Here is a 12,601-nt window from a genome sequence, read left to right as displayed (position 1 = left end):
TGTGCGTTAAACACCGCCCCAGCCGCCCGGAGGGCGGGGGGAGAGCTCACGCCACGTGTCGGTACCGCGGAGTAGTGCCCGGACCGTCTCTTCGGCCTCCTCGATGCTGCCGTACTCGTAGAACTGGGAGACCCCCTCCGAGCCGCCGGCGCGTTGTTCGACGTGCCACCGGTCGGCGTTGACGCGGAGGAAGACGTCGCGTCGGGCCAGGCGCCCCCATTTCCCGTTCCACCAGTGCTTTCGTTGCTCCATGACCAGGACTGTATCGAACAGGTGTACGAATGATGTCGGTACCCGTGGGATTTCCACGGGTGCCGGTGTGCTTTCGGGGTGACTAGGTCGGCGGTGGTGCCGTCAGGTAGGCGCCCGCTTCGATCGCCGCCCACTCCGGATCACCGGCCCGGATGGCGTCGACCAGCCGGGAGTGGTCCACGTAGCGGTCGGGTGTCAGGGTCTCGCCCACCGTCGCGGCGACCGTGCTTTGCATCGCGATGCCGATGGAGGCGTGCAACTCAGCGAGGATGTCGTTGTGTGCCGCCGCGACAACAATGGTGTGCAGCATGGCGTCGGCCGCCACGAACTCGTCGACCCGTCCGCCGCGCCACGCGGACTCTCGGGCGGCGAGCGCGTCGGCGAGCGCCGCCAGATCCTCGGCGGTGCGCCGTAGCGCGGCGAGTCGGGCGGCCTCCACCTCGAGGGCGCGCCGAACCTCGACCACCTCGGTCATCCGGTCGTCGGTGAGTCGGCGGGCCACCACCGGGGCCAGTTCATCAACCGACACCACGTAGGTGCCGGAGCCTTGCCGGATCTCCAGCACCCCCGCGTGTGCCAGGGCGCGGACCGCCTCGCGAACGGTGTTGCGCCCCACACCGAGGGCCGAGACGAGTTGCGGCTCGGTCGGGATTCGGCTGCCCACCGGCCACTCGCCGCCGAGGATCCGGTCGCGGAGCTGGGCGATTGTCTCCTGGACCCGTTGGCCCCGCGGTGGGACGGCGGTGGCTTCGACCTCGGGTGTCACTGGTTACATCTCCTGCCGAAAATTCATCCCATGATTGTAGGTTCGGGGGCATGACCCCGCCACCGTCCGCGACGTCCACCAGGATGAGGCCGCGCCCGCCCCGCGAGAGCAACTTTCCGGCGGTGCCCGGCCGCCCTGGCCCGCCGGGCGCTGCCACAGCGAGGGCCGGCGTTCCCGGCGACGTGGCCGCGAAGAGCGCGTCGGGCGACGTGACCACCGAGGGACTGGGCGTTCCGGGCGACGTGACCACCGAGGGACTGGGCGTTCCGGGCGGCGTGGCCACGAAGAGCGCGCCGGACGGCACGGCCGCGGCTCCGGTCGGAGAGCGCCAGGTGGCGCGCCGAGCCGCACTCGTACTCATCGGGATAATTCTGGTCGGTGCGAACCTGCGGGTCGCGGTGACCAGCCTCGGTGCGCTGCTGGACGAGGTCCGTACCGGGCTCGGACTCTCCGGAACCATGGCCGGCGTGGTAACCACGCTGCCGACGATCGCGTTCGCCGGGCTCGGGGCGATCACCCCGTGGCTGGTCCGTCGGGTCGCACCGGCTCGGGTGCTGGTCGTGGCGATGGCGGTGCTCGCCGCTGGCCAGGTGCTCCGGGTGGCCACCGACTCCGCGCTGGTCTTCGTCCTCACCAGCGCGTTGGCACTGGCCGGGGTCGCGGTGGCGAACATCCTCCTACCCCTGCTGGTCAAGCAGTACTTCCCGCACCGCACCGGACTGGCCACCGGGGCGTACACGACGGCCATGACCGCGGGCATGACGGTGTCCGCCGCCGCGGCGGTGCCGACCGCGCAGGCCTTCGGCTCCTGGCGGATCGGGCTCGGGGTCTGGGCCGGGCTGGCCGCGCTGGCCGTACTCCCATGGGTGCCGTTGGCCCGCCGGGCCCGCTCCGTTACGCGGCGATCGACGCCGACCGAGACCGCCACCAGAGTTCGGGTACGCCCGGCGCGTACCCGGCTCGGCTGGGCCATGGCCGTGTACTTCGGCACCCAGTCCCTCAGCGGGTACGCGATCATGGGCTGGCTGGCGCAGCTGTACCGGGACGCCGGGTTCCGCCCGGCGACGGCGGGCCTGCTGCTCGCCGGGGTCACCGCGCTGGGCGTGCCGGTCGCACTCCTGATGCCGACGCTGGCCGGTCGGCTGCGGACGCTGCGACCGCTGGTGCTGTCGTTGGCCGCTGCGTCAACGCTGGCCTACCTGGGGCTGGCCCTGGCGCCGTACCGCGGCGCGCTGCTCTGGATGGCCCTGCTGGCCGTCGGGCAGGGCGCCTTCTCGTTGGTCCTCGCGACCATCGGGCTGCGGGCGCGTACGGCGGAGGGGACGGTGGCGCTGTCGGCGTTCGCGCAGAGCACCGGCTACCTCATCGCGGCGCTGGGGCCGCTGCTCGTCGGCGTCCTCTACGGGGCCACCGGTGGGTGGGTCGTGCCGGTCGGATTTCTGATCTTGGCGCTGGCGGTGCAGACCGGCGCGGGCCTGGTCATCGCCCGTCCGCGCTACATCGAGGACGAGGGGTAGCGCCCCGGGGCCGACGACGCGGTGGGGTTGACGGCCTGCTCGACCGTCGGGTACGTCCGCAGCACCTCGACGAGCCCGCAGACCTCGAGGATGCGCAGCACATCGCGCTGCGGGGCGGCGAGCCGGACGCAGCCGCCCGCCTCGTCGCAGCTGTTCTTCGCGTGGATGAAGGTGGCCAGCCCGGTCGAGTCGCAGAACGAGACCTGCGTCAGGTCGAAGACCAGCCGGCTGCGGCCCCGGTCCAACAGGTCGGTGATGTGCTCCTGCAACCGCGGCGCGGTCACCAGGTCCAGCTCGCCGACGACCGATACGACGGCGACCTCGCCGCACTGTTGGATGTGCACCGTCAACGACATCCGCCGGACCTCCTGCTACCAGCAAAACGGTAACCCACCAGGGGTTGTTACGCAGATCAGGAGGCTGATTCCGGCCCGCGCCGCCGGCCTTGTGCTCACCCGGTGGTGAAGAGGCCGGCGGCGAGGACGAACAGGGTGCCGGCGGCCGACGCGCAGCAGCAGACCAGCCCGGCGGCGACCACACCGAGGATTGCCCAGACCCGCCGATCCCGGGCCATCACGCGCAGGCTGGGTCGGGGCCGGTCGCCCGTCGGCGGATCCTCCCCGCCGCTGGCGACCGGACGTTCGCTGCTCACGCCCCGGAAGTCTAGGCGGGATCCGCACCGGGCAGGATCAGGTGATGGAGCTTGTGTCTGTTGACGACATCTGGAGTGCGTCCGCCGATATCACCGGCCAGGTCCTTCGTACCCCGCTGATGCGGGCCCCGTGGGATGCGGAGCTGTGGCTCAAGGCGGAGAGCCTGCAGCCGGTCGGCTCCTTCAAGCTGCGGGGCGCGACCCACGCGGTGGCCCGGCTCACCGCGGAGCAGCGGTCGGCCGGCGTGGTCACCCACTCCTCGGGCAACCACGGCCTGGCGCTGGCGCACGCGGCGACCGCCGCCGGTGTGCCGTGCCGGGTCGTCGTACCCGAGGGGGCGCCGGCGGCCAAGGTCGACCGGATCCGGGCGTACGGCGTCGAGGTGGTGACCGTGCCACCGCCGCGCCGTGGAGCCGCGGCGCAGCAGATCGCGACGGAGACCGGCGCGGTGCTGGTGCCGCCCTTCGACGACCGGCGGATCATCGCTGGCCAGGGCACGATCGGTTTGGAGATCGTGGCGGATCTGCCCGATGTCGATGTGGTGCTGGTGCCGGTCGGCGGGGGCGGGTTGTCGTCCGGCGTCGCGACCGCGGTCCGGGCGCTACGGCCGACGGCGACGGTCATCGGCGTGGAGCCGGAGTTGGCCGCCGACACCCGGGACTCGCTGGCGGCCGGGTCGGTGGTGTCGTGGGGCGAGGAACGCACCTACCGGACCTGCGCCGACGGGCTGCGCCTGCCGCCGTCCGAGCTGACCCTCGCGCACCTGCTGGCGCGGCTGGACGGGATCGTGACCGTCACCGAGGACGAGATTCGGGCGGCGCTGAGCCGGCTGGTCCGCGACGCCCGGCTCGTCGTGGAGCCGAGCGCCGCGGTGGCGGTCGCCGCCCGGTTGTTCCGCCGCGCCGAGCTACCCACCGGGCGTACGGCTGCCGTGGTGACCGGCGGCAACGTGGAGCCGGCCGTGCTGGCCGCGGCGCTCGCCGACTAGCTCCCGGCGCGGCCGAGCTGGTCGAGCAGCCAGGCGTTGATGAACGCCTCCTCCCGCCAGGCGTCGTACCGACCGCTCGGCCCGCCGTGCCCGGCGCCCATCTCGGTCTTGAGCAGGTAGTCACCCCGCGGCGCGGTGGCCCGCAGCCGCGCGATCCACTTCGCCGGCTCGTGGTAGAGCACCCGGGTGTCGTTGAGGCTGGTCACCGCGAGGATCGCGGGATAGTCCACGGCCCGCACGTTCTCGTACGGCGTGTACGACTTCATGTACGCGTACACCTCGGGGTCGTCCAGCGGGTTGCCCCACTCCTCCCACTCGGTGACGGTCAACGGCAGCGACGGGTCGAGGATCGAGCTCAGCGCGTCAACGAAGGGAACCTGCGCGACGATCCCGGTGAACGCGTCCGGGGCGAGGTTGGTCACCGCGCCCATCAGCAGCCCGCCGGCGGAGGCGCCCCGGGCGACCAGCCGGTCGGTCGCGGTCCAGCCGGCCTTGACCAGATGCCGCGCACAGGCCACGAAGTCGGTGAAGGTGTTCTTCTTGGCCAGCATCTTGCCCTGGTCGTACCAGCGCCGGCCCAGCTCGCCGCCGCCGCGGATGTGCGCCACGGCGAAGACGACGCCCCGGTCCAGCAGGGAGAGCCGGGCGACCGAGAACCAGGGGTCCATGCTCGCCTCGTAGGAGCCGTAGCCGTAGATGACGCACGGCGCGGAGCCGTCGCGCGGGGTGCCGGCCCGGCAGACCAACGAGATCGGCACCCGGGTGCCGTCGTCGGCGATCGCCCAGTCCCGGTGCTGCTCGTAGCCCGCCGGGTCGTACGGGCGGCCGTCCGGCCCGGGCAGCACCGGCCGCTGTCGGCGCTGAATCATCCGGCGGGTGGTCAGGTCGTAGTCGTATACCGAGTCCGGGGTGACCAGTGAGGTGTAGCGGAGCCGGAGCTGACCGGTGCGGTACTCCGGGTTGCTGTCCAGGCCGACGCTGTACAGCGGTTCGGGGAAGTCGATGTCGTGCGGGTCGCCGCCCCCGATCGGTAGCACCCGCAGCCCGGTCAGCCCGTTGGCGCGCAACGTGACCACCAGGTGGTTCTCGAACGCGTCGACCGCCTCCAGGCGGGTGCCGGGGGAGTGCTCGATGAGCGGCACCCAGTCGCCGGGGGCGTCGGCCGAGGTGTACGCGAGGGCGAAGTCCTCGGCGCCGTCGTTGTGCAGGATCAGGAACCGGTGGCCGTGGTGCTCGACCGTGTACTCCACGCCCTGGCGGCGGGGGGCCACCGGGACCGGGGCGCCGGTCGGATTGCCAGCGGGGATGACCAGGATCTCGCTGGTCACCTTGCTGTGGATGTCAATGAGGAGGAACTTCTCCGAGCGGGTCAGCTCGACACCGACCCAGAACCGCTCGTCGTCCTCCTGGTAGACCACCACGTCCTCGCTGGCCGGGGTGCCCAGCGTGTGCCGCCAGACCCGGTTCGGCCGCCATGCGTCGTCCACGGTGACGTAGAAGAGCACCGAGGCGTCGGCGGACCAGGCCGTACCGTAGAACGTGCCGGGCACCTCGTCGGGCAGCAGTTCCCCGGTGCTGAGGTCCTTGACCCGGAGCGTGTACCGCTCGTCGCCGGAGAAGTCGGTCGAGTACGCCAGCCAACGTCCGTCCGGGCTCACGTCGAAGGCCCCGAGCGCGAAGAAGTCGTGCCCCGCGGCGAGCAGGTTGCCGTCGAGCAGCACCTGCTCGTCGGCCAGGGGGGCACCGTCGCCGCTGACCGGCGGGTCGGTTTCGCCGGGGTGGACGACCCGGCGGCAGTGCACCCCGTACTGCTGCCCCTCGACCGTGCGGGTGTAGTACCAGTGGCCGCCCTTGCGGGTGGGCACCGACAGGTCGGTCTCCTGGGTCCGCTGGCGGATCTCCTCGAACAGCTGCTCGCGCAGGTCCGCGAGGTGGGCGGTCCGGGCCTCGGTGTAGGCGTTCTCGGTGGTGAGGTGGGCGATCGTGGCGGGATCGTCCTTGTCGGCGAGCCAGGCGTACTCGTCAGTGACGGTATCGCCGTGGTGGGTTCGCTCGGTCGGCATCCGCTTGGCGACGGGCGCTGGGGTCTCGGTGGTCACGGCGTTACGTTACCGGCCGGGCCGCCCCGCCACCGGCCTGCTCACGCGCCGCGGCTAGCTGGCGTCGTTGCGCAGGACCAGGATCGCGATGTCGTCCCGGGGCGTCTCGGTGGAGAACCCGAGCGCGGTCGAGCGCAGCCGTGCCGCCACCACGTCCGCCGAGTAGCCGGCGAGCGGCGCCGTCGCCTCCCGGAGCCGGTCCACCCCGAAGAGTTCCCGCCCGCGCCGCCGCTCGGTGACCCCGTCGGTGTAGAAGATCAGTGCCTCGCCGGGCTCCAGGGTGAGCTCGGTGGCCGGCGAGGAGATCGAGTCGAGTAGCCCGAGCGCGGTGCCGCCGGTGCCGACGAACCGGGCCGCACCGGCGGCCGTCAGCAGCACCGGCCGGTCGTGCCCGGCGAGGTGCAGGCTGACCTCCAGCTGGTTACCCGCCTCCAGCTGGTTACCCGCACCCGGTCCGACCGCGGCCAGGGCCAGGGTGCAGTAGCGCCCGCCGCCCCGCTCGACCAGCGTCTCGTTGAGCCGGATCAGCGTCTCCGACAGCGGCTTGCCGTCCCCGATCAGCGTCCGGATGACGTCCCGGACCAGGCCGGTGAGGGCGGCCGCCTGTACTCCCTTGCCGGAGACGTCACCGATCACCACCAGCCACCGCCCGTCCGGCAGCGGCAGTACGTCGTAGAAGTCGCCGCCGACGTCCGCGTCGTCCCCGGTCGGTACGTACTCCGCGGCGAAGCCGATCCCCGACACCACCGGCAGCACGGGCGGCAGCAGCGACTGCTGGAGTGCCTGGGCGACCCGGCGGCGCTCGGCGTGGATGCGCGCGTTCTCGATCGCCAGCGCCGCCCGCCGGGCCACATCCTCCAGTACGGCGACCTCGTCCGGGTCGTGCCGGTGCCGCTGGTGCCGGCCAACAGCGAGGGTGCCGAGCCGCTGGCCGCGGGCGATCAGCGGGACGGCGAAGCCCTCGGTCGGTGCGCCGAGCGGGAGCTGGGTGCCCTTGCGGGAGGCCTCCCGCAGCCGGGACTGGACCGAGTCCGGCCCGGTCTCCGCCAGTACGGCGTGCAGCTGGGGCAGCATCGACTCGTCCGCGTGGCTGGCCGCCGCCAGGCGCAGCCGCCCCCACTCGTCGCTGGTGTGTACCGCGCACCACTGCCCCAGGCGGGGCACCACGAGCTGCGGGACGAGCGCCATGGTCAACTCGACGTCGAGCGACTGGGCGAGCAGCTCACTCGCCTCGGCGAGGAAGGTCAGCCAGGCCTGCCGGCGCAGGTCGGCCCGGTGTAGTCGGTCGTTCTCCAGGTGCAGCGAGAGCCGCTCGGCCATCAACACCGCCAGCGGTTGGGCGTACGCGGACGGTGCCGCGTCCAGCTCCAACTCGCCGACGTACGGCCGGTGCACGGTCAGCGGCACCCGGACCAGATCGTTGTCGGCCCGGGGCTGCCGGCCGTAGCGGGCCAGTAGCTGCGGTCCCTGCCCGTCGCCCCGGTCCAGCCGGACCAGGCCGCCGGCCGCGCCGACCATCTCGGCCACCCGGGCCAGCAGGCTGGTCGCGAACTCCGGCAGGGAGTCCTCCGCGTACGGGTCGGGCGCGGTCTGCATCAGCTCGCTCATCGCCGCGGCGCTCGGCGGGAAGCCGCCCTCGCTGGCGGCTTGGTCACCGGGCGCCGCCGTGGTCGGCCCGGCGGTGCCCGGGAGCCGGCCGGGGTGATCGACGGAGCCGGACCGGTCGAGTCGGAACCAGACCCCCTTACCGGCGGGCAGATACGTGGTGCCCCAGCGGCTGGCGAAGTGGTCAACCAGGAGCAGGCCCCGGCCCCGTTCGGCGATGTCGGCGACGTCGCTGCTCTCGTTGCGAACGCCGACGGTCAGCTCGTCGACCGGCCCGCGGGCGAAGTCGGAGACGGTGACGGTGAGCCCTCCTCGGTCGGCGACGACCTCAAGGTCCAGTTCGGTGCGGGCGTGCTCCACCGCGTTGGTGGAGAGTTCGGTGGTGAGCAGGAGCGCCTCGTTGGTCAGCTCCGCCAGGTCCGCCTCGGTGAGCAGCGACCGGACGAGCGCGCGCGCCGCGGCGGGCGTTCGGGGGTCGGCGGGAAGCCGGACCCGCCGGATGTGCTCGTCCGGGTTTTCGGTCGGCACGGGCCCCCTCTCCGCTGACACCTCCGTATCCTCCACCGCTGCCGTGGTGGGCGCCAACCGACCCGGCGGCGGGCCGACGCCGGTCGGCCCGCGGCGCCGGTGCCAGCTCACGTCGCGTCGGTCTGGCGCGTACCCGGTGCTGGGCACGATAGTGGGAGGTCCGGCCTGCCGGCAGCAGGCGGCCCCGAGCTGAGCGAGGATTGATGACCACGGCGAAGCAGCCGGCGACGGAGCCGTCCGCGCCGGACCCCGATGCGGTCCTCATCGAGCTGACCGAGGCGCTTCGGCGCGTTCGCCACGGCGATCTCAAGGTCCGGCTGCCGCACCGGTCGGGCCGGGCGGGCGAGTTGGCGGACGCCTTCAACGAGGTGGTGTCGCTCCAGGAACGGCAGTACCACGACCTGCGCCGGATCAGCCGGATCGTGGGCCGGGACGGGCGACTCGCCGAACGCCTGGACGACGAGGAGCTGGATGGTTGCTGGGCGGAGGGGCAGCAGGCGGTCAACTCGCTCATCGAGGACCTCGGGCGCCCGACCATCGAGATCGCGCGGGTGATCGCGGGGGTCGCCAGGGGCGATCTCTCCCAGCACGTGGCGCTGGAGCTGGACGACCGACCGCTGCGTGGGGAGTATCTGCGCATCGGGCGCACGGTGAACACCGTGGTGGATCAGCTGTCGTCGGTCGCCGACGAGGTGACCCGGGTGGCGCAGGAGGTGGGCGTCGAGGGGAAGTTGGGTGGTCAGGCCGACGTTCGGGGCGCTGCCGGCACCTGGAAGGACCTAGTCGACTCGGTGAACACCATGGGGTCGAACCTGACCGCGCAGGTCCGCAACATCTCGCAGGTGTCGACCGCGGTGGCGACGGGTGATCTGGGGCAGAAGATCACGGTTGACGCGCAGGGCGAGGTTCTGGAGTTGAAGAACACCGTCAACACGATGGTGGATCAGTTGTCGTCGTTCGCCGATGAGGTGACCCGGGTGGCCCGGGAGGTGGGTACCGAGGGGAAGCTGGGTGGTCAGGCGCAGGTGAAGGGCGTCGCCGGGACCTGGCGGGACCTCACCGAGAACGTCAACCAGCTCGCCTCCACCCTGACCATTCAGCTGCGCGCCATCGCCGAGGTTTCCACCTCGGTGACCCGCGGCGACCTGACCCAGCAGATCGCGGTCGAGGCGCAGGGGGAGGTCGCCGAGCTTACCGACAGCATCAACCAGATGATCGGGACGCTCCGCGAGACGACCACGGTCAATTCCGAGCAGGGCTGGCTGGACTCCAACCTGGCCCGGATCGGTGGATTGCTGCAGGGGCAGCGGGATCTCGGCGAGGTCTGCCGCATGATCATGATGGAGGTGACGCCGCTGGTGGACGCGCAGCTCGGCGCGTTCTTCCTGGCGGATGACACCGAGGGAAACCTCCGGCTGCGGCTTACCGCCTCGTACGGCTACGTCGCCCGTGGGCAGGACGTGACGTTCGGCCCCGGCGAGGGCCTAGTCGGCCAGGTGGCGCTGTCCCGCCGCACGATCCGGGTCCGCGGGTCGGCGGAGAGCCGGCTCCGGCTCCGCTCCGGGCTCGCGGACAGCCCACCGGCTGATCTGGTGGTGCTACCGGTCATCTTCGAGGGCGAGCTGCTCGGCGTGATCGAGTTCGCCAGCGTGACCGCCCTCTCCGACCTGCACCTCTCCTTCCTGGAACGGCTCGTCCTCACCATCGGCGTCGCGGTCAACACCATCCAGGCGAACCGGCGTACCGAGGAGCTGCTGGCCCAGTCGCAGCGGCTGGCCCACGAGCTGCAGGAGCAGTCGGCCGAACTGCAGCGGACGAATGCGGAGCTGGAGGAGAAGGCGACGCTCCTCTCCGAGCAGAAGGGCAACATCGAGACCAAGAACCGGGAGGTCGAGCTGGCCCGGCTGGGCCTGGAGGAGACGGCACAGCAGCTCACCCGCGCCTCGGCGTACAAGTCGGAGTTCCTGGCCAACATGAGCCACGAGCTGCGTACGCCACTGAACTCGTTGCTGCTGCTGGCCCGGCTGTTGGTGCAGAACCCGGAGCAGAACCTCACCCCGAAACAGATCGAGTTCGCCCGGACGATCCACAACGCCGGCACCGACCTGCTCACGCTGATCGACGACATTCTGGACCTGTCCAAGATCGAAGCTGGTCGGACGGACGTCGAGCCGGCTGAGCTTCAGTTCACCGAGGTCCGCGGCTATGTCGAGCAGGCGTTCGCCCCGCAGGCGGAGGAGAAGGGCCTCGACTTCGAGGTCCGGGTAAGCCCGGAACTGCCGAAGGAGATCGTCACCGACGTGCAGCTGCTGCAGCAGATCCTGCGGAACCTGCTCTCCAACGCGATGAAGTTCACCGACACCGGGGCGGTGCGGTTGGGGATCGCCCCCGCACCGGAGTCGGCGGTCTTCGACGTGCCGGCGTTGACCAACGCGCGGCAGGTGATCGCCTTCGCCGTCATGGACACCGGGATCGGCATCTCCGACGACAAGCTGTCGATCATCTTTGAGGCGTTCCAGCAGGCCGACGGCACGACCAGCCGCCGGTACGGGGGAACCGGTCTGGGCCTGTCGATCAGTCGGGATCTGGCCCGGCTGCTGGGCGGCGCGATCGGCGTCTCGTCGGTGCCCGGACAGGGTTCGACCTTCACCCTCTTCCTCCCCGACGTCCTGGCCCCGGATGCGGTCGTGGCGCCGGCGCCGCCCTCACCCGGCCGGGCTGGTCTCCCGTCGTCGCTACTGATGCCCGCCGTGGAGTTGCTGCCCACCACCACCGCCGATGCGACGGCGACCCGCCAGCTGGCCGGTGCCACCGTGCTGATCGTGGACGACGACGTGCGTACGGTGTTCGCCCTGACCAGCGCCCTGGAGTTACACGGGATGACCGTGCTGTACGCGGACAACGGGGCCGACGGCGTACGCCTGCTGGCCGAGCATCCAGAGGCGGACATCGTACTGATGGATGCCATGATTCCCGATCAGGACGGATACGAGACGACGCGGCAGATCCGGCGTAACCACCGCTTCGCCGACCTCCCGATCGTCTTCCTGACCGCGAAGGCGATGCCCGGTGATCGGGAGTCCGCGCTCGCGGCCGGGGGCAGCGGATACATCACCAAGCCCGTTGACCTGGACGAGTTGATCGAGCTCATCTCGTCCTGGATCAGCGGAGGCCGGAGCGAGGAGAGCTCATGACGCAGCTGGCGAAGGCGCTGCTGGTGGATGATCGGCGGGAGAACCTGACGGCCCTGGAGGCGATCCTGCAGGGGCTTCAGGTCCAGTCGGTGGCGGTGGAGAGCGGCGAGGCGGCGTTGAAACGGCTGCTCGTTGACGACTTCGCGGTGATCCTCCTGGATGCCCAGATGCCGGAGATGGACGGCTTCGAGACGGCGAGTCACATCAAGCGGCGGGAACGAACCCGGCACGTGCCGATCATCTTCCTCACCTCCGCGGACCAGGATGCCCAGCTGGCCATGCGCGGGTACGCCGCCGGCGCGGTGGACCACCTCACCAAGCCGTTCGACCCGTGGGTGCTGCGGGCCAAGGTGTCGGTCTTCGTCGACCTGTGGCTGAAGACCGGGCAGCTCACCGCGCAGTCGACCCTGCTCCAGGAGCGGGAGACCCAGCGGCGGCTGCTGAGCGACGCCATCGACGAGGCCACCGCGCTGCTTCGTGCCGAGACCGACCCGGCGGCGGTGCAGCGCGCGATCGGCCTGCTGGAGCAGGCCCGCTGGGGCAACACCGGCTGAGAATCAGTCGTCGCGGATCATCAGGGCGCTGCGCAGGCCGGTGATGTCGAGGACGCGACGCAGGAACTCGGCCACGTTGGTGAGGACCAGCAGGCTCTGGGAGTGACTGGTCTTGCGGCTGAGCACGACCAGCGTGCCCAGGCCCTGCGAGTCGCAGAAGGTGACGGCCGCCAAGTCCAGCACAATCCGAGGGGGCGGTTCGGTCAGCACCTCGTTGACGACGGTGGAGAGCTGGGCGGCCGTCATCATGTCGATCTCACCGGCGAGGCGAAGGACAACCTCGTCCCCCAACCGGTGTAACGTGATGGACAGTTCGGCACGATCCACCCGGCCACCCTAGCGCGGCGGGCCGACGCCGCCCATGATGGCGAGCTGCCGCGGCCCCAGCCGGGGGTAGCGGTAACCTGCCGGTCCCCGGGGTGCCTGCCGGTCTGCCCGCCGACGC

11 protein-coding genes are annotated in these 12,601 nt (G+C 71.4%); 4 read left to right on the top strand and 7 right to left on the bottom strand.

The window, feature by feature from the left end; genetic code table 11:
- Positions 1 to 6: 6 nt before the first annotated feature.
- Together SALPAC2_RS0113770 and SALPAC2_RS0113765 are read right to left on the bottom strand one after the other, a co-directional pair.
- Positions 7 to 252: a hypothetical protein gene (locus SALPAC2_RS0113770; protein WP_026184719.1), complete on the bottom strand. Its 246-nt coding sequence runs from the start codon at positions 250 to 252 to the stop codon at positions 7 to 9.
- An 82-nt stretch (positions 253 to 334) separates the two neighbouring features.
- On the bottom strand, positions 335 to 1,018 hold the full coding sequence (locus tag SALPAC2_RS0113765; RefSeq protein WP_018217225.1) for a FadR/GntR family transcriptional regulator: 684 nt from the start codon (positions 1,016 to 1,018) through the stop codon (positions 335 to 337).
- A 332-nt stretch (positions 1,019 to 1,350) separates the two neighbouring features.
- Here SALPAC2_RS0113765 and SALPAC2_RS0113760 point away from each other — a divergent pair, with 332 nt between their 5' ends.
- Positions 1,351 to 2,535, top strand: a complete 1,185-nt coding sequence (locus SALPAC2_RS0113760) for an MFS transporter (protein WP_026184718.1) — start codon at positions 1,351 to 1,353, stop codon at positions 2,533 to 2,535.
- Here SALPAC2_RS0113760 and SALPAC2_RS0113755 read toward each other — a convergent pair.
- Entirely contained in the window at positions 2,514 to 2,891 is a 378-nt protein-coding gene (locus SALPAC2_RS0113755; RefSeq protein ID WP_018217223.1) for an STAS domain-containing protein, read from the bottom strand. The genes SALPAC2_RS0113760 and SALPAC2_RS0113755 overlap by 22 nt on opposite strands.
- Positions 2,892 to 2,986: 95 nt before the next feature.
- Positions 2,987 to 3,187 (bottom strand): hypothetical protein, encoded by a 201-nt coding sequence (locus tag SALPAC2_RS0113750; protein WP_018217222.1) that lies wholly within the window; start codon positions 3,185 to 3,187, stop codon positions 2,987 to 2,989.
- A gap of 44 nt (positions 3,188 to 3,231) precedes the next feature.
- On the opposite strand from SALPAC2_RS0113750, the gene SALPAC2_RS0113745 reads away from it, so the two are divergent.
- On the top strand, positions 3,232 to 4,176 hold the full coding sequence (locus tag SALPAC2_RS0113745) for a threonine ammonia-lyase (protein WP_026184717.1): 945 nt from the start codon (positions 3,232 to 3,234) through the stop codon (positions 4,174 to 4,176).
- Here the strand turns inward: SALPAC2_RS0113745 and SALPAC2_RS0113740 are convergent.
- A complete protein-coding gene (locus SALPAC2_RS0113740; protein ID WP_018217220.1) occupies positions 4,173 to 6,275 on the bottom strand; it encodes a S9 family peptidase in 2,103 nt (700 codons plus the stop codon). The two genes, SALPAC2_RS0113745 and SALPAC2_RS0113740, sit on opposite strands and share 4 nt — an antisense overlap.
- Before the next feature lie 54 nt (positions 6,276 to 6,329).
- Positions 6,330 to 8,429 carry a SpoIIE family protein phosphatase gene (locus SALPAC2_RS0113735; RefSeq protein ID WP_026184716.1) on the bottom strand — a complete coding sequence of 700 codons (2,100 nt, stop codon included), beginning with the start codon at positions 8,427 to 8,429 and terminating at the stop codon, positions 6,330 to 6,332.
- A 182-nt stretch (positions 8,430 to 8,611) separates the two neighbouring features.
- Between SALPAC2_RS0113735 and SALPAC2_RS0113730 the strand changes: the two genes are divergently transcribed.
- Positions 8,612 to 11,602, top strand: coding sequence for a response regulator (locus SALPAC2_RS0113730; RefSeq protein WP_018217218.1), 2,991 nt, complete (start codon positions 8,612 to 8,614; stop codon positions 11,600 to 11,602).
- On the top strand, positions 11,599 to 12,156 hold the full coding sequence (locus SALPAC2_RS0113725) for a response regulator (RefSeq protein WP_018217217.1): 558 nt from the start codon (positions 11,599 to 11,601) through the stop codon (positions 12,154 to 12,156). The genes SALPAC2_RS0113730 and SALPAC2_RS0113725 overlap by 4 nt, the downstream gene beginning before the upstream one ends.
- A 3-nt stretch (positions 12,157 to 12,159) precedes the next feature.
- Here the strand turns inward: SALPAC2_RS0113725 and SALPAC2_RS0113720 are convergent, their stop codons facing one another.
- Positions 12,160 to 12,483, bottom strand: a complete 324-nt coding sequence (locus SALPAC2_RS0113720) for an STAS domain-containing protein (RefSeq protein ID WP_018217216.1) — start codon at positions 12,481 to 12,483, stop codon at positions 12,160 to 12,162.
- Positions 12,484 to 12,601 lie beyond the last annotated feature (118 nt).

This window comes from Salinispora vitiensis (assembly GCF_000378825.1).
GTDB lineage: Bacteria > Actinomycetota > Actinomycetes > Mycobacteriales > Micromonosporaceae > Micromonospora > Micromonospora vitiensis.
This window is presented reverse-complemented; position numbering and strand designations above follow the sequence as displayed.